The organism is Tenacibaculum sp. AWR4_210 (assembly GCF_056160945.1).
The window spans coordinates 499,809-516,327 of record NZ_JBSWYF010000001.1; the positions used below are offsets into that span (position 1 = coordinate 499,809).

At 38.3% G+C, this 16,519-nt stretch carries 20 protein-coding genes; 10 read left to right on the forward strand and 10 right to left on the reverse strand.

What is annotated here, in order from left to right; genetic code table 11:
- Positions 1-16 precede the first annotated feature (16 nt).
- The gene (locus ACXAG7_RS02210) at positions 17-832 is read right to left on the reverse strand and encodes a 2,3,4,5-tetrahydropyridine-2,6-dicarboxylate N-succinyltransferase (RefSeq protein ID WP_408043893.1); all 816 of its coding nucleotides are present in this window, start codon (positions 830-832) and stop codon (positions 17-19) included.
- A 118-nt stretch (positions 833-950) separates the two neighbouring features.
- Between ACXAG7_RS02210 and ruvX the strand changes: the two genes are divergently transcribed.
- From ruvX to mazG, 4 genes are read left to right on the forward strand one after another with little or no spacing between them, the layout of a single operon-like run.
- Positions 951-1,361: a Holliday junction resolvase RuvX gene (gene ruvX, locus ACXAG7_RS02215; protein ID WP_476665968.1), complete on the forward strand. Its 411-nt coding sequence runs from the start codon at positions 951-953 to the stop codon at positions 1,359-1,361.
- A 55-nt stretch (positions 1,362-1,416) separates the two neighbouring features.
- Entirely contained in the window at positions 1,417-2,004 is a 588-nt protein-coding gene (gene def, locus ACXAG7_RS02220; protein ID WP_408043895.1) for a peptide deformylase, read from the forward strand.
- Between the two features lie 32 nt (positions 2,005-2,036).
- Positions 2,037-2,459, forward strand: coding sequence for a DUF5606 family protein (locus tag ACXAG7_RS02225; protein ID WP_408043896.1), 423 nt, complete (start codon positions 2,037-2,039; stop codon positions 2,457-2,459).
- Between the two features lie 9 nt (positions 2,460-2,468).
- On the forward strand, positions 2,469-3,248 hold the full coding sequence (mazG, locus tag ACXAG7_RS02230) for a nucleoside triphosphate pyrophosphohydrolase (protein WP_476665812.1): 780 nt from the start codon (positions 2,469-2,471) through the stop codon (positions 3,246-3,248).
- 43 nt (positions 3,249-3,291) lie between these two features.
- Here mazG and ACXAG7_RS02235 read toward each other — a convergent pair whose 3' ends face one another.
- From ACXAG7_RS02235 to ACXAG7_RS02245, 3 genes are read right to left on the reverse strand one after another with little or no spacing between them, the layout of a single operon-like run.
- Entirely contained in the window at positions 3,292-4,842 is a 1,551-nt protein-coding gene (locus ACXAG7_RS02235; protein WP_476665813.1) for a bifunctional metallophosphatase/5'-nucleotidase, read from the reverse strand.
- Positions 4,843-4,898: 56 nt separating this feature from the next.
- A complete protein-coding gene (locus ACXAG7_RS02240) occupies positions 4,899-5,702 on the reverse strand; it encodes a hypothetical protein (protein ID WP_408043899.1) in 804 nt (267 codons plus the stop codon).
- A gap of 3 nt (positions 5,703-5,705) precedes the next feature.
- On the reverse strand, positions 5,706-6,563 hold the full coding sequence (locus tag ACXAG7_RS02245; protein ID WP_408043900.1) for a hydroxymethylglutaryl-CoA lyase: 858 nt from the start codon (positions 6,561-6,563) through the stop codon (positions 5,706-5,708).
- Positions 6,564-6,745: 182 nt separating this feature from the next.
- Between ACXAG7_RS02245 and ACXAG7_RS02250 the strand changes: the two genes are divergently transcribed.
- The 5 genes from ACXAG7_RS02250 to lysA all read left to right on the forward strand — a co-directional run bounded on the left by ACXAG7_RS02250 (position 6,746) and on the right by lysA (position 11,006).
- Positions 6,746-7,306 carry an RNA polymerase sigma factor gene (locus ACXAG7_RS02250; protein ID WP_408043901.1) on the forward strand — a complete coding sequence of 187 codons (561 nt, stop codon included), beginning with the start codon at positions 6,746-6,748 and terminating at the stop codon, positions 7,304-7,306.
- Positions 7,296-7,829 (forward strand): hypothetical protein, encoded by a 534-nt coding sequence (locus tag ACXAG7_RS02255; protein ID WP_476665814.1) that lies wholly within the window; start codon positions 7,296-7,298, stop codon positions 7,827-7,829. Before ACXAG7_RS02250 ends, ACXAG7_RS02255 begins: the two co-directional genes overlap by 11 nt.
- Positions 7,816-8,904 (forward strand): hypothetical protein, encoded by a 1,089-nt coding sequence (locus ACXAG7_RS02260; protein ID WP_476665815.1) that lies wholly within the window; start codon positions 7,816-7,818, stop codon positions 8,902-8,904. The genes ACXAG7_RS02255 and ACXAG7_RS02260 overlap by 14 nt, the downstream gene beginning before the upstream one ends.
- A gap of 19 nt (positions 8,905-8,923) precedes the next feature.
- The gene (locus tag ACXAG7_RS02265) at positions 8,924-9,655 is read left to right on the forward strand and encodes a head GIN domain-containing protein (protein WP_476665816.1); all 732 of its coding nucleotides are present in this window, start codon (positions 8,924-8,926) and stop codon (positions 9,653-9,655) included.
- A gap of 142 nt (positions 9,656-9,797) precedes the next feature.
- On the forward strand, positions 9,798-11,006 hold the full coding sequence (lysA, locus tag ACXAG7_RS02270; RefSeq protein WP_408043905.1) for a diaminopimelate decarboxylase: 1,209 nt from the start codon (positions 9,798-9,800) through the stop codon (positions 11,004-11,006).
- A 211-nt stretch (positions 11,007-11,217) separates the two neighbouring features.
- Here lysA and rplI read toward each other — a convergent pair whose 3' ends face one another.
- From rplI to rpsF, 3 genes are read right to left on the reverse strand one after another with little or no spacing between them, the layout of a single operon-like run.
- Positions 11,218-11,667 (reverse strand): 50S ribosomal protein L9, encoded by a 450-nt coding sequence (gene rplI, locus ACXAG7_RS02275; protein WP_408043906.1) that lies wholly within the window; start codon positions 11,665-11,667, stop codon positions 11,218-11,220.
- 15 nt (positions 11,668-11,682) lie between these two features.
- The gene (gene rpsR, locus ACXAG7_RS02280) at positions 11,683-11,979 is read right to left on the reverse strand and encodes a 30S ribosomal protein S18 (RefSeq protein WP_408043907.1); all 297 of its coding nucleotides are present in this window, start codon (positions 11,977-11,979) and stop codon (positions 11,683-11,685) included.
- Between the two features lie 3 nt (positions 11,980-11,982).
- Positions 11,983-12,324 carry a 30S ribosomal protein S6 gene (gene rpsF / locus ACXAG7_RS02285; RefSeq protein ID WP_408043908.1) on the reverse strand — a complete coding sequence of 114 codons (342 nt, stop codon included), beginning with the start codon at positions 12,322-12,324 and terminating at the stop codon, positions 11,983-11,985.
- A gap of 226 nt (positions 12,325-12,550) precedes the next feature.
- Here rpsF and ACXAG7_RS02290 point away from each other — a divergent pair, with 226 nt between their 5' ends.
- Complete coding sequence (locus tag ACXAG7_RS02290) at positions 12,551-13,447, forward strand: sterol desaturase family protein (protein WP_476665817.1); 897 nt, start codon at positions 12,551-12,553, stop codon at positions 13,445-13,447.
- Between the two features lie 31 nt (positions 13,448-13,478).
- On the opposite strand, the gene ACXAG7_RS02295 is transcribed toward ACXAG7_RS02290, so the two are convergent.
- The 3 genes from ACXAG7_RS02295 to ACXAG7_RS02305 all read right to left on the reverse strand — a co-directional run bounded on the left by ACXAG7_RS02295 (position 13,479) and on the right by ACXAG7_RS02305 (position 16,519).
- Positions 13,479-14,309, reverse strand: coding sequence for a prohibitin family protein (locus ACXAG7_RS02295; RefSeq protein WP_408043910.1), 831 nt, complete (start codon positions 14,307-14,309; stop codon positions 13,479-13,481).
- Between the two features lie 41 nt (positions 14,310-14,350).
- Positions 14,351-15,247 (reverse strand): cation diffusion facilitator family transporter, encoded by an 897-nt coding sequence (locus tag ACXAG7_RS02300; protein WP_476665818.1) that lies wholly within the window; start codon positions 15,245-15,247, stop codon positions 14,351-14,353.
- A gap of 75 nt (positions 15,248-15,322) precedes the next feature.
- Positions 15,323-16,519: an efflux RND transporter periplasmic adaptor subunit gene (locus ACXAG7_RS02305; protein ID WP_476665819.1), complete on the reverse strand. Its 1,197-nt coding sequence runs from the start codon at positions 16,517-16,519 to the stop codon at positions 15,323-15,325.

A 16,519-nucleotide genomic window follows, 5' to 3' on the forward strand; every position in this document is an offset into this window, starting at 1 on the left:
CGACTCAAAAGAAAAATTACACAGCTACATCGTACTCGCGCAATGCGTCGTTCAACGATGTTTTCTTGTTGGTACTTTCTTTTCTTTTCCCAATAATCAAGGCACAAGGTACATTGTACTCACCAGCAGGGAACTTTTTAGTATAACTTCCTGGAATCACCACTGATCTTGCCGGAACCACTCCTTTCATCTCCACAGGCTCATCTCCAGTAACGTCGATAATCTTAGTCGATGCAGTTAAAACGACATTCGCTCCTAAAACCGCTTCCGTTTCTACGCGAACTCCTTCAACTACTATACATCTCGACCCGATGAAAGCATTGTCTTCAATAATAACTGGTGCTGCTTGTAAAGGCTCTAAAACTCCTCCAATTCCAACGCCTCCTGAAAGGTGTACATTTTTCCCTATTTGCGCACAAGATCCTACTGTTGCCCAAGTATCAACCATCGTTCCTTCATCAACGTAGGCTCCGATATTTACGTAACTAGGCATTAAAATTGTTCCAGCTGAAATATACGCACCATGACGAGCAACCGCATTCGGTACTACGCGTATTCCTTTTTCTTGGTAATTGCGCTTTAAAGGAATTTTATCGTGGTATTCAAAAATTCCAGCCTCTAAAGTTTCCATTTTCTGAATAGGGAAATACAAAACCACTGCTTTTTTTACCCATTCATTTACTTGCCACCCTGCAGCCGTAGGTTCTGCTACGCGCAAGCTCCCTGCATCTAAAAGGTCTACGACTTCTCGTATGGCCTTAATCGTTGCTTCTTCTTTTAATAATTCTCGGTTGTCCCAAGCTTTTTCTATGATTGATTGTAACGCTGTCATGCTAAAATTTTATTTGCTACAAATATACTTTGCCTCGCTTAATTTCGCACGAAGATACATTTTTTAAACAGAAATGAGTGACTTGTTAAAAATGTTTACTTTTGCACAAAAAGCAATTATGGCGCGTATTTTAGCAATAGACTTTGGAAAAAAAAGAACCGGCATCGCCGTGACAGACGAACTGCAAATTATCGCTTCTGGCCTAACCACGGTGGCCACCGAAGAGTTAATTCCGTTTTTAAAAGACTACTGCTCTAAAGAGCAGGTGGCGCTTATTGTTATTGGGGAACCGAAACAAATGGACAATTCTGCCAGTGAAAGCGAAAAACTGATTGCTCCATTTATCGAGAAATTACAAAAGAATTTACCCGATATCCCTTTGCACCGTGTCGATGAGCGCTTCACTTCCAAAATGGCCTTTCAGACTATGATTGATAGTGGACTCAAAAAGAAACAACGCCAAAACAAAGCATTGGTCGATGAAATCAGTGCGACAATTATATTGCAATCGTATTTATACAACAAATAGTTTTATTCAAACAGTCATTCTTTGTATTTTTGCCGACATTAAAAAAATAAACCAAATGATTTTACCTATAGTAGCTTACGGAGACCCTGTGTTGAGAAAAGTTGGAAAAGAGATTGACGCAGCTTATCCTGAATTGGAAAAGTTAATCGCCGACATGAAAGAAACCATGTACAACGCACAAGGTGTTGGATTAGCTGCTCCTCAAATAGGAAGAGCAATTCGCTTATTCTTAATCGACGCTAGCCCGTTTGCGGATGACGAAGATTTAAACGAAGAAGAGCGCGAAGTTTTAAAAGGGTTTAACAAGGTTTTTATCAATGCCAAAATCGTAAAAGAAGAGGGTGAAGAATGGGCTTTTAATGAAGGTTGTTTGAGTATTCCAGACGTACGTGAAGACGTTTTTCGTCAGGAAAGCGTTACTGTTGAATACCAAGATGAAAACTTTGAGCAACACACGGAAACATTTACTGGGTTAGCAGCACGTGTATTCCAACACGAATACGATCATATTGAAGGTGTATTATTCACCGACAAGTTATCGTCTTTAAAAAAGCGTTTAATTAAGAAGAAATTAGAAAATATCTCCAAGGGAAAAGTGAATTCAGGGTATCGAATGCGTTTCCCGAATGCTAAGAGAAAATAAGAAGAAAGACTTATAAATATTTATTAAGATATATGGAATTTAACAAAATTATAGCCGTAACAGGAAAACCAGGATTATTTGAAATTTTATCACAAACTAAAACAGGTGTGATTGTAAAGTCAATTGTCGATGGTAAGCGTTTTCCTATTACAGCCACTCATAACGTCAGTTTATTAGAAAACATCGCTATTTACACCTACGAAGAGGAAGTACCTTTAGGACAGGTTTTAAAAAACATCGCTGATAAAGAAGGTGGTAAAGAAGGGATTTCACACAAAGAAAGCGCCGCTAAATTGGTAGCGTATTTCAGTGAAGTATTACCTAATTTTGATGAAGAGCGCGTGTACGCTTCAAACATCAAGAAAGTAATGCAGTGGTACAACACTTTAGTGAATGCTAATTTTGATTTTAACAGCTTAGTTCCTGTAGAAGAAGTAAGTCAAGAAGAAGAATAATAGCTGCGTATGACAACTCGTAAAGACCAATTGGCCGCATTTGATAGATTATTGACCATCATGGACGAATTGCGTACGCAATGTCCCTGGGACAAAAAACAAACCTTACAGAGTTTGCGTCCTCTTACCATAGAGGAAATCTATGAATTAGCCGATGCTATTTTGGACAACGATTTAAACGAGGTAAAGAAAGAATTAGGCGATGTGCTTTTGCACATCGTTTTTTATGCTAAAATAGGTAGTGAACAAGGTGCCTTTGACATCGCATCTGTATGTCATGCCATCTGTGATAAACTCGTAGAACGACATCCACATATTTACGGAGATGTCACTGCAAGTACCGAAGAAGAAGTAAAGCAAAACTGGGAAAAAATAAAACTTAAAGAAGGGAAAAACTCTGTTTTGGAAGGAGTCCCTAAAAGTTTACCAGCTCTTGTAAAAGCGAGTAGAATTCAAGAAAAAGTAGCGGGAGTTGGATTTGATTGGGAAGAGCCCCATCAAGTTTGGGAAAAAGTTCAAGAAGAGTTGAACGAACTCAACAGCGAAATTCAAGCGGAACGCCAAGACCATATAGAAAAAGAGTTTGGCGACGTATTGTTCTCAATGATCAATTACGCCCGTTTTATTGGTGTAAACCCAGAAAATGCCTTAGAGAAAACGAATAAGAAGTTTATTAATAGATTCCAGTTTCTCGAAAGAGAAGCCAAAAAACAAGGAAAAAAACTGGAAGACATGACACTCAAAGAAATGGATGTTTTTTGGGAAGCTTCTAAACAATTTTACCAATAAAAAAAGGACTCTAATAAGAGTCCTTTTTTTATTGGGGTTGGCTTTATTGCTTTTGCTTTAGATAGCCTAGCACTGCCTTTCTAATATCGATAGCGAGCTCTGATTCCGTTGGCTTGTACACCTTTAGTACTCCAGGAACGCCTTCTTTTAAAATTGGAATGTCAAAGCCTTTCATAAGGTAGTCTGAAACAACCACACTATAGGTTTTTGACTTGACGATTTCCTTACCGTCAACATACCATTGATCGTTTTTGTAAGCCGCTTTGTAACGCTGTAAATACGCTCCAGTCCCTGCAGCATTTTTTCCGTACTCCAATACTTTTTCAAGCAACTCCCCTGTCATCTCAACCTTAAAAATAGCGCCTCCATAAGGCAAAACTCTAAAGATATCTACTGCCGTAATAGGACCTTGAAGTACATCATCAATACGGATAGAACCTCCATTTACCAAAGCGCAATCAACAGCATCGCCAAAGGCAAAACTCATCGCTTCTGTAATTACGGCCCCCATAGTAGTTTGCACACTTCGTATGGGAGTATCACGAGCATCTAAAGCTTCTTTAGCATCAAACACTACTTCATTCGGATTCGCGACCACCTCTTTAATCTTAGTAGTCAACACTCGTTGCCATTTCGCCACTTCATTCCCTACTAGTGAATCTTCCGCTATGTCCTCGTTAATCTCTTTCAATTCAGACTTAAGGGCTACTTTTTTAGTTACTGGATTGTATTCGAATCGGTGAATGTACACTGTTTTGGCATTAGCATCCGCTTTACTAATGTATACATCTCCAATTTTATCATAGGAATTCGTATGCTCATGTCCTCCCATAATCAAGGGAACACCAGGTAGCATAGCAGCCAATTTTTTATCCTGAGCTATGGTCAAATGTGTCAATCCAATCACGACATCCACTTCTGACACTAACTTCTCATAAGCTTTTTTGCCCCCCTCAAAAACATCTCCATACTGTACGTATGACTTCGGATTAGAAGGTATACAAACACTAAAAAAACCAATCTTAAGTGGCGTTCCATCGGGCTGAGTAAACGTTTTAACAAACGTACCTTCTACGTTTTTTTTACCTGCTGATTTCTCTTGGTAAAAAGGCTGTAATTCTTGTCCTACTTTGTGTTGAATATTCTCACTTATCCAGGTAAAATTACTTTCATTGATACGTTTTTGAAGGTGTGGATAACTCAGGTCAAACTCGTGATTTCCAAAAGCGACGAGGTCAAAATTCATCGCATTCATTACCGAAACCATTTGTTTCCCTCTCAATCGTTCACCATCAACCTTCATCGTCCCCAACAGAGATGGGTTTAAAAAATCACCTGCCAACACGAGCAGCGTGTTTGGATTTTCTTTTAAAAGTTCTTTATGAACGGTGGCTACCCGTGCCATCCCACCATATTTTCCATTTTGGATTGGTGCAATTTCGTAGACGTCGTTCAGCTGTAAAAATGTAAAATAAGTTCTATCCGATTTTCGAGCAAAGTGCTGCTCGTCTTGCTTCGGAGTATCTGACTTTTGTTTTGCAGGGTTACAGGCCATAAAAATGGCCATGACTGCAGTCAATACTATACTTCTCATGAGTTTCGTTATCTTGTATTAAGTTATCGAAATCAAAAGTACGTAAAAGTTAAAGTCTAGTGAAGATAAAAACGCGTGTTATAGCGAATTAATTTTCGGTAAGCTACCAATTCAGGGAATTGATAAAAGAAATTGATTTTCTTTTGAGCAATAGTACGTGGATTTTTAATCTTCTTCTTCAACACGAAATAGGTCCAGCTTTCAACGATGTCTTCCTCTGGGCTTTCCGCGGCATAACCTGTTACGAAATCAGCATAGTTTTCTTTGTAGAGTCCGAAAAGTTTTTCCACACAACTCTCTTCTGTAAAACAGTGTCTCTCCTTAATAACATCCCATTTTTCGAGTAATTTCCCTTTCCAAAACAAGGTTACAAAACGATTGAGGTAACTGTTTTTATAAGCTTCTCCTTCGTGAGTTAAATAAGGTTCTCCCTCCTCTTGAGTCAATTTAGCGGTCGGGCGAATTTGCGTATTATTCAATGTCAATAAATGACCGAATTCGTGTACTAATGTATATACCGATTCACGGAGTCGACGCTTATCTTTTGATCTGAAATTTACATCGATGGTATCAATTACGAGTTGCCATTGATCATTTTTCACACTCAATGCACCTAATGCTCCTGTCTTTTCGTCAAGACCGTCTGAGATTAGCACTAATTTTTTAATGTATTTTTTGGTAATTGTTTTAGGAAAGATATCGTAGAACATTTTCCAGTGATGCGCTGCTAACGCGTCATTTTTAGAGTTATTACTAACAAACTTACCATTCTTAATAGTCCACACCCCTATTCTTTCATCATCTGAAGAAATGTGAAAGAACGAAAATGCAACAAACAACGTAACTACTATAAACTTCATATCTTAAAAAACTTCCAGCGCTTTGTTATAAGCACTTTCAAAACTCATTGGTCTAATATTAGTTTCTACATTCTCAGCGGTAAAATACGACAACATTTTTTCTGTTGGCATATTCCCTGTTAAATCATCTTTAGCCATCGGGCAACCTCCTAATCCTTTAATTGCACCGTCAAACCTTCTACACCCAGCTTTGTAAGCACTGTCTACTTTTTCAAACCAACTGTCCGGTGTGGTATGTAAATGTGCTCCAAATTCTATACTGGGAAATTTAGGTATTAAATTTGAAAACAGGTAGTCAATCACTTCTGGTGTTGAACTACCTATAGTATCCGATAAAGATAGTATTTTAACTCCTAAATTACAAAGTTTTTCTGTCCATTCTCCTACTATATCCACGTTCCAAGGATCGCCATAAGGATTTCCAAAGCCCATAGACAAATAAGCAACTACTTCCTTATTGCTGCGATTGGCAATCGATAAAACTTCCTTTAAGGTTTCTATAGATTGATCAATAGTCTTGTGTGTGTTTCTCATTTGAAAATTCTCAGAGATAGAAAATGGATAGCCCAAGTAATCTATTTCTTCAAAACAAGCCGCATCGTTCGCTCCCCGCACATTGGCAACTATAGCCAATAACTTACTCGTTGTTTGGCTCAGGTCTAATTTGCTTAAAACGTCGGCGGTATCTCTCATTTGAGGAATCGCTTTCGGTGAAACAAAGCTTCCAAAATCAATGGTATCAAAGCCCACTTTTAACAGGGCATTAATGTACTTTGCTTTCGCTTCCGTTGGAATAAAATGACTTTTGATACCCTGCATGGCATCGCGCGGACATTCTATTATCTTAACACTATTGTTCATCGCTCAAATATACGTATTTTCATCAATAAAAAATTTTAGTTTTACATTTTTAAAATAACCTACTGACAACCAGTAAATCACAATTTCACCTGCGACCTTTTGCAAAAAAATAATCTTTTTTTAAAAAAAGTGTCACAAGTCAAAAACGACCGAGTCCTTAGAATAGATTAACTAACTTGGAATTGCAGAACAAACATATCAATCAACTAATCGAACGCTGCAAGAAGAACGATTCAAATGCGCAAATGCAATTGTACAAAGCCTATTACAAAGCCATGTACAACAGTGCTTACCGCATATTGAAAGACCCCTTCGAAGCGGAAGATATCATGCAGGAGGCGTTTTTAGCCGCCTTTACCAAACTGAATAGCTTTAAAGGCGAAGTTAGTTTTGGAGCGTGGTTAAAGCGAATTGTGGTCAATAAAAGTTTGACCCAACTAAAAAAGAACAGCCGTTATGACGAGGTAAAAATGGAAGTCATACCGAGTTACGAAGTAGAAGAAACGTCAATAGACTACGAAGCCTTAGAAGTCCCAAAAGTATTGGAAACCATCCAAAACCTGAAAGACAACTACCGCTTGGTATTGACACTCAACCTCATTGAAGGTTACGATTATGAAGAAATTGCTCAAATCATGGAGTACAGCAATGAAAATGTACGCACCACGATTTCGAGAGCCAAGAAGAAGCTAAAACAGCTACTGCTTGCAAACACCATTAAAAAGAATACCTATGGACGATAAATTGAACGATTTTTTTCTAAACAACGATTTAGATTTACACGAACCTCACTCAGGACACTTTGATCGTTTTCAACGAAAACTGGAACAACGCCCCGAAAGTTCAAAATTGTCGTGGAGTTGGTTGAGCATCGCCGCATCTGTGATATTGATCATCGGATTTTATTTAGGAAGCTTAGGCAACCGAGAACTTCCCAATAGTTTGGCTACTATAGCTCCCAATATGGCAGAAACAGAAACCTTTTTTGTCTCTACGATACGTCATGAACTCAAAGAAATTGAAAAGCACCGTTCCTTAGATACCGAAACACTCATCGAAAATGCTTTAGACAAACTAGAAGACTTAGAAGATGAATTCAACCGGTTCACCAAGGAATTTGCAAAACACGAAAACAAACGATTTGTAGTACAAAACTTAATAAACAACTACCAGAGAAGATTGCTCATCCTAGAAAATCTCCTGGCACAATTAGAAGAATTAGAATTACCCAACAACGCGAAAATAACAGCATATGAAATTATATAAATTACTCTCATTCATCGCATTATTCACCAGCATTTACAGTTTCGGAAATGTCTTGAGCTGTACTGGAAAAAAACACGAAAAAACGAAGACCATCAATCGTCAATATTCGGTTAATGATAACGCCTCTCTCTTTATTTCAAACAAATACGGAGATCTTAACATCGAAACTTGGAATCAAAACCGTATTGAGATTCTCGTAAAAATAACCGTCAAAGGAAATGACTTGGACAAAGTTCAAGCTAAATTAGATGCCATCTCTGTGGATTTTAATGGATCAAAAGACCTCGTGGAAGCGCGAACTAAAATCCGCAAGGTAAATTCCAGTTGGTCTTCATGGTGGAAAAACAACAATACATCCTTTAAAATAAGTTATTTCGTCAAAATGCCACGTACCAACAACGCAGACCTCAATAACAAATACGGAAATATCAGCTTAGACGAACTGGAAGGAAAATCGAATATTACTTGTGATTACGGGAATATCGACATCGAAAAGTTAAGCAATACCAACAACCGAATCAACTTGAGCTATTGTGGTGCCTCAGAAATTAACTATGTAAATACCGCGAGTATTTCGGCAGATTATTCACTACTCAAAGTTAACAAGGCTGATTTTCTCAAATTGAGCGCCGACTATTCGACTTTAAAATTAGGTACTGTAAACGGAGTCAAGTACAATCTAGATTACGGAAGTTTAACAGTACAGCAAATTGCAAATATTGCCGGAGGGTCAGATTACGCAGCTGTTAAGGTAGGAAGTTTAACCAAGACGATGACCTCAAACAGCGATTACGGAAGCATCAAAGTAGCGAGTATTGAAAAAGGCTTTGAAAAAGTGAGTATTAACAGCAGCTACGCCTCTGTAAAACTCGGAACCCCTGAAGACAATAATTTTAAGTTCACTATCGATTTGAGTTACGCAGGATTCCGCTATCCGAGCAGTGCTGTAGACATGCACAAAAGCGTAAAAAAATCTACTAAAAAATACTATGAAGGTGTATTCGGAAACGAAAGCTCATCAACAGTGACAGTGCGCTCTAGCTACGGAGGGGTTTCTTTAAAAATTAATAACTAAACAAAACGAACTAATAATTATGAAAAAATTTACAGCAGTACTCATTGCAGTAGTAGGTATGACTATAAGTACACAAGCACAAAGCTGGTGGAATTCAAAAAGAGTAAAAGGAAACGGTACGATCATTACTAAAAACAGAACGGTAGGTTCTTTTGACAAGGTTAGCTTAGCAGCATCGTTTGATGTTAAACTTATCAAAGGGAAAGAAGGAGCTATCAGTATCAAGGGAGAGGAAAATATCATTCCCTTGGTAGAAACGGAGGTACGCGGAAACACCTTGAAAATAAAATTTAAGAACAACGTAAACATCAGTACCACCAGAAAGCTGACCGTTACGGTAGCCTTTGAGAATATCGAAGGTATTTCACTAGGTGGTTCTGGTAATATCTATGCAGAAGACCCTATCAAAGCAGCATCTATTTCTTTTAATGTAGGTGGTTCTGGAAACATCAAGGCAAAGGTCATTGCCACAAATGTAAAAACCAATATTGGTGGTTCAGGAAATATTCGTTTGTCAGGAAAAACCGAGAAATTAAAGTCGAATATTGCAGGTTCTGGTAGCATCCGTGCCTACGATTTAAAAGCTTCGAGCTTAAAAGCGAGCATCGCGGGATCAGGAAATATCAAAGCCAGCGTAAGTACTAAAATCAAAGCTTCCGTAGTAGGTTCAGGAAATATCTATTACAAAGGGGAACCCAAATACGTAGACATCGATTCTTTAGGATCGGGTGATGTAATCAAAGCAAATTAACAGCTTTTATATACAGTAATAAAAATCTAGTGAACGTTCACTAGATTTTTTTTTTACAAATTTCCGAGATGTGTTTATTTCTTTAAAATAATTTCAAGCACCGTTTGCCTTTTCTAATTTTGACGTATAAAGTCGAAATAACATGAATAGAAAAGACCTTTTACGCCTAGCCGACACTTATGATAGTCCGCTATATGTTTATGACACAGAAGTCATCATTAATCAATATCAGAAAATAACAAAAGCCTTTGCAAAGGTTAAAAATGTCAAGATTAACTACGCGGCGAAAGCGCTGTCGAACGTAAACATTTTAAAGGTATTTAACTCTTTAAAAAGCGGATTGGACACTGTTTCTATTCAGGAAGTAAAACTCGGTTTGTTAGCTGGTTTTGAGCCTAAAAACATTATCTATACCCCTAACGGAGTTTCATTACAAGAAATTGAAGAAGTTGCTAAACTAGGAGTTCAAATCAATATTGATAATCTATCTATTTTAGAACTTTTTGGTCAAAAGCACCCCAAAATTCCAGTATGTATCCGTATCAATCCTCACGTTATGGCTGGGGGAAACAGTAAAATCTCCGTAGGACACATCGATTCTAAGTTCGGGATTTCTATCCACCAGGTACCGCATATTCAACGCGTGGTGGAAAATACTGGCATGCATATCAATGGTATTCACATGCACACAGGATCTGACATTTTAGATATCGATACCTTCTTACGCGCTACCGAGATATTATTTGAAGTGGCCAAGCAATTCAAGAATATTGATTTTATCGATTTTGGAAGCGGGTTTAAAGTTCCTTATAAAGAAGGTGATATCGCTACAAATATTGAAGAACTCGGTGAAAAATTGTCATTGCGTTTTAACGAATTTTGTAAAAACTACGGTAAAAACATCACTTTGATGTTTGAACCCGGAAAGTTTTTAGTAAGTCAAGCGGGGTATTTTCTGGCCAAGGTCAACATCATCAAACAAACGACCTCTACAGTATTTGCCGGGATCGACAGCGGTTTAAACCACCTAATTCGACCCATGTTTTACAACTCGTACCACCACATAGAAAACATCTCGAACCCAAAGGGACGAGAACGCTTTTACAGCATAGTAGGATATATATGTGAAACGGATACTTTTGGGACCAACAGACGAATCTCAGAAATTGCTGAAGATGACATCCTCTGCTTCCACAACGCCGGAGCGTATTGCTATTCAATGGCCTCGAATTACAACTCGCGTTACCGACCTGCAGAAGTTATGATTTACAAAGGGAAAGACTACTTAATACGCAAGAGAGAAACCTTTGATGACATCATAAGAAATCAAGAACAACTTAGTATAAAATAAGCTAAAAGTCCAATCAGCTCACTGATTGGACTTTTATTTTAAACACGTTCACGCAAAATCAAATGTAACTTGCGTATCAGATAAATTCCCCTATTATTATCTGCATCTCGAAGATCGAAATATCTCGATAATTACGGGCAGGAAAAAACCCCTAAAAACTAAAAAATCCGTCTAAAAAGACGGATTCTTATTCGTTATAAGCAAGTGCTAACTATTTCTCAGCAACTACTTCAAATACGATGTCAGCAACTACAGTTCTGTGTAAACGAACTGCTGCATTGTATTTTCCTAATCTCTTAACGTTACCACCAGTTACTTTGATGAATTTCTTTTCGATCTCAGTACCAGCTTTTGCTAATGCTTCAGCAACGTCAGCGTTGTTTACAGATCCAAATAATTTGTCTCCTGAACCAACTTTAGAAGCGATCTTGATTTCGTAACCCTTCACTGCTTCTGCTAACTTTTGAGCATCCTCTACTAATTTAGCCTCTTTAAATGCACGTTGCTTTAAGTTTTCAGCTAATACTTTCTTAGCTGAAGAAGTAGCTAATACAGCATATCCTTGAGGAATAAGGTAGTTACGTCCATAACCATTCTTAACAGTTACGATATCGTCTTTAAAACCTAAGTTTTCTACGTCTTGTCTTAATATCAATTCCATGTTTCTACTTCTTTATTATTTTAACATATCACCAACGTATGGCATTAAAGCTAAGTGACGCGCTCTTTTGATAGCTTGAGCCACTTTACGTTGATATTTTAATGATGTTCCTGTTAAACGTCTTGGTAAAATTTTACCTTGCTCGTTTACTAAATACATTAAGAAGTCAGCATCTTTGTAATCGATATACTTGATTCCGCTTTTCTTAAAACGACAGTACTTAGCTTCTTTTTTAGTTTCAATATCAAGTGGAGTTAAGTAACGAACTTCTCCTTGCTTATTTCCTTTTGCTTGTTGATCTATAGACGCCATAGGTTATTTTTTTGCAGATTTAACACGTTCTTTTCTCTTGTCAGCCCAAGCAGCAGCGTGCTTATCTAACTTTACAGTTAAATAACGCATAACGCTATCATCACGTCTGAACTCTAATTCAAACGGAGCGATAACATCTCCAGCAGCTTTAAACTCAAATAAGTGGTAAAATCCACTTTTTTTCTTTTCGATTGGGTAAGCTAATTTCTTAAGTCCCCAGTCTTCTTTGTAAGTCATTTCTGCACCCTTTGAAGTCAAATAGTCCTCAAACTTTTGCACTGCTTCCTTTATCTGACCTTCAGATAAAACGGGATTCAAAATGAAAACAGTTTCGTAACGGTTCATAATTAAATATTTAAAAATTTATTTTAAGGTTGCAAATATACAAAAATTTCATTCATATAAAACCTTGTCTCTCTTTTATTTTACACAAATTCGGTTTTCTTCTTCCCCATTCCCTAAATACTCCCTATCCATTCGCTTTTTTTCTATTTTTACTTATATTTAGCTCCCTAACAATCAACACAAAAACGCCATACCGCACTAAAAGCGAAAACAAAACTTATTGACAATGCACATCCCTGAACTCCCTAATTTAATTCACTATGCCATTCCGTTCTTCGTTTTAACGGTACTTTTAGAAGTCATCTTAACGGTAAAGGTAAAGCTAGAACACTACGAATACAAAGACGCTTTGACTTCCATTAGTATGGGACTGGGAAATGTATTGATCGGATTCCTCTCAAAAGGAATCAGCTTCGCCTTTTTTACGCTGCTCTACGAATACAAATTGTTTAGCATCCCGTTTACCTGGTGGGCATGGGTATTGCTGTTGTTTGCTGAAGATTTTGTCTATTATTGGAATCATCGCATAGCACATGAAAGTCGACTTTTTTGGGCGAGTCATGTGGTACATCATTCTTCACAACAATACAATTTGGCAACGGCATTAAGGCAAACTTGGTCTGGCGGATTTTACACGTTCATCTTTTGGGGCCCTCTAGCTCTGCTAGGATTTCACCCTGTAATGATAGTAATGCAAATGAGTATCAGCCTGCTGTATCAATATTGGATACATACCGAGCTTATTGATAAAATGCCTCGTTGGTTTGAAGCTGTTTTTAATACTCCCAGTCATCACCGAGTTCACCATGCTACCAATCCTCAATACTTAGACCGCAATCACGCTGGAATATTTATTATTTGGGACCGCCTGTTCGGAACCTTCGAGCCAGAAATTGCTCCCCCCGTATACGGACTAGTCAAAAACATCGAGACCCACAATCCGGTAAAGGTAGCCTTTCACGAATGGTACGCAGTATTGCACGACTTTTGGTTTAGTAAAACCACCTTAGGAAAAAAGTTATTGTACTTTATTAAACCTCCAGGATGGCGACATGACGGCAGTGGAATCCTGTCAACAGATTTGCGCAAAGCCTGGGAAGAAAAACAAAAAAAGGAAGCCTAACGACTTCCTTCTTCTTTTGTTGGTATGTTCTTTATTGGTTTCCTAAAATAATAGGCATTCCAGATTTTCCTGAACCGATAATCACAACTTTGCTATTTTGTGACTCTGCCAATTTATTGGTTGCTTCAATACCTTTATCTCGTAAAATCTTATCGGTCAAAGAAGCACTTAATATCGTGTTAGCATCGGCCTTTCCTTTGGCTTCAATTCGCTGACGTTGTGCTTCTTTCTCAGCTTTTTCAATTCTAAATTGATATTCTAAGGCTTCTTGCTCTTGTTTTAATTTGCGTTCAATAGCATCACGAATGGTCGTTGGCAACTGCACATCTTCAACTAACACACGTTCCACTATTATGTATTGATCTTTTAATTCTTCCTGTGCTTCTACCAGGATTTCCTGTTCAATCACATCGCGTTTACTCGAGTACAATTGCTCTGGCGTATACCTACCCACAACACTCCTAGCTGCAGCATTGATTGCTGGATCAAGAATATCACTGATGTAGTTACGTCCTTTATTTTTGATTAAGTTCCCTAAGTTCTCGTAATCCGGTTTAAACCAAACCGTACCGTCGACACGTACTTCCAATCCGTTTACAGACAATACGTTCATCTTATCTGAAATAGATTGTTGACGTACTTTTTGAACTATCATTTCATTCCACGGTGCTACGAGGTGAAATCCTTCTCCGTACGTTTTTTCTGTATTAATACCCTGTCCAAATCGCTCGAAGAGTACCCCTGCTTCACCAGGACCTATAGTTTCCGTTGACTTGGCGATAAAAATTAATAGTATAATTGCCACAGGTACTAACAAAACACCTCCCTTAGGAATGTTTAACCCAATTTGATTTCTTGACATAATTTTTAGTTTAGTTTATTCAAATTTACAACATAAATTGGCTATGAGCAATGTGTCTCTTTACATTCTTTCTTTCCCCTTACAATTTCTATGGTTGTATGCTCGACACCAAAGCTATCGTGAAGCCTTTGTTTTAATTGATTTTTAACGGTTTGCTCGCTCGCTACATCTACCGTATCTTCCAACCTCACCCATAGCGAAGCAATGTGATATTCACCGTCCATAGTCCAAAGTTTGCAATCGTCAACAGCTTCGATCCCTTCGAAAGTCACTATTGTGGCAGTAAGGTCTTTTACAGTAAGTCCTTGGGGCGTTCCTTGTAATAGTATACGCAGACTTTCCTTGAGATTCTTATAGACATTGTAAAAAATGAAGAGCGTAATCCCAACAGAAAGCAACGGGTCAAGTACGGGTAACTCCCAAAACTGCATCACAATACTCGCCAGTAAAACCGCAGCCCAGCCTAATACATCTTCTAAGAGATGTAATGATACAACTCGTTCATTGATAGAGGTTCCTTTTTGCAATTTCAATACCGCAACTCCATTAACCCCAATACCTAAGAGTGCTAACCACATCATTCCTCTCGCATCAGTAACTTCGGGATGAAAAATTCTGGGTATGGCTTCTTTGACAATAAAAATCCCACCAACCACTAGCATCAAAGCATTAATAACTGCGCCGAGTAGTGACAACCTCTTAAATCCATAAGAATAGGTATCTGTAGCAGGTTGCTTGGACTTCTTTTCAAAATACCAAGCCAAGCCCAAACTCAAACTATCTCCTAAATCGTGCAATGCATCTGACATAATAGCCAAACTATTGGTCAACACCCCGCCTATAAGCTCGACAAGTGTAAACCCTACATTAAGAAAAAATGCCACTGCGATATTCGACGTTGTACTGTGATGGTGATGATGATGATGATGACTTCCCATAAAAATTGTTTCTACATAGACCTAAGATACGGCAAAAAGATGCAATTTACTACTAGTAAACTGCACCTTCTCACTTTAGTGGGCATGTCCTTCCATCCCCCCTAGTTGCTGCAATAGCTTTCCTTTTAAAAAGTGCGCACCACGCACCACTACTTTCTGATTCCAGTCATCATTTTCAATGGCATCCAAAGCCACATACCCTCGATCCGTATCACCGAGATACACCTTTACGGCTTTAAACACTCCCGACTGTAATTGTACAAATACAAATTGCTCTCCTTCCTTTTCTATGACCGCTTCTTCCGGAACAGCGTATTTCAGCGTTCCTTTCATTAAAATTTCGGCATTGATAAACATTCCGGATTTTAGCACGCCATCGGGATCTTCAAAATGCCCGTGTACATTAACCGTTTTATTCCCCTGCTCTACTTTCTGACTGATCAACTTAATATATCCTTGGTAGGTAGTATCAATCCCTGACGGTACGAACACAAAATCGTCTCCCTTTTTAATTCTGTGAGCATCAGCACCAAAAACTCGGAGTTCGGCATGAATGTGATCATTATCAATAATTTCCATCATTTCTGAATTTGCTGCGAGGTACTTCCCTTGGTTTAAATTGTTCTCCACCACAAAACCAGCTATCGGCGACCTTATAGAAATGAATTGTTGAATACCGCTAGCTTCCACCTTCACAGCATCAATTCCTGCCATTTTAAGTTGAGTTTTATAACTACTCACCAAGCTTTCAAGCGATTTGTACTGAGCTCTAATCGCTAAAAAGGACTTTTTTGAAGCGATGTCTTTTTCAAAGAGCATTTTTTTACGCAAATAATCTGCCTTTGCTACATCTCTTTTATTCACCGCATCCAAATACGCGTATTGCAACTCTATAAAACTCGGATGCTGCAACACAGCTACCACCTGTCCTTTTCGCACACGATCACCAGGAAGTAAATCGGTTTTGTACACAAAAGCTTCTCTCGGCGCGTAAATGGTTGCCTTGTTTTGCGGAGGTGCCTCAATAGATCCGGTGACAGCAAGACGGTTACGTATTAACTTTTTCTGCAGTGGTAGGACCGCTACATTCGCGGTTTTTAACTGAGATTCGCTTAATAAAAGTTCTTCATTCTCTTCTTCATGTGCATTGTCATGAGCCTTCCCTGACTGCTCCACAGCATCGTGATCGTGATCGTGGGTATCTTTTGACTCTCGGTGCCCATTACAAGCGAAGAATATTGTAATTATATAGAGTGCTAAAATTTTTTTCAT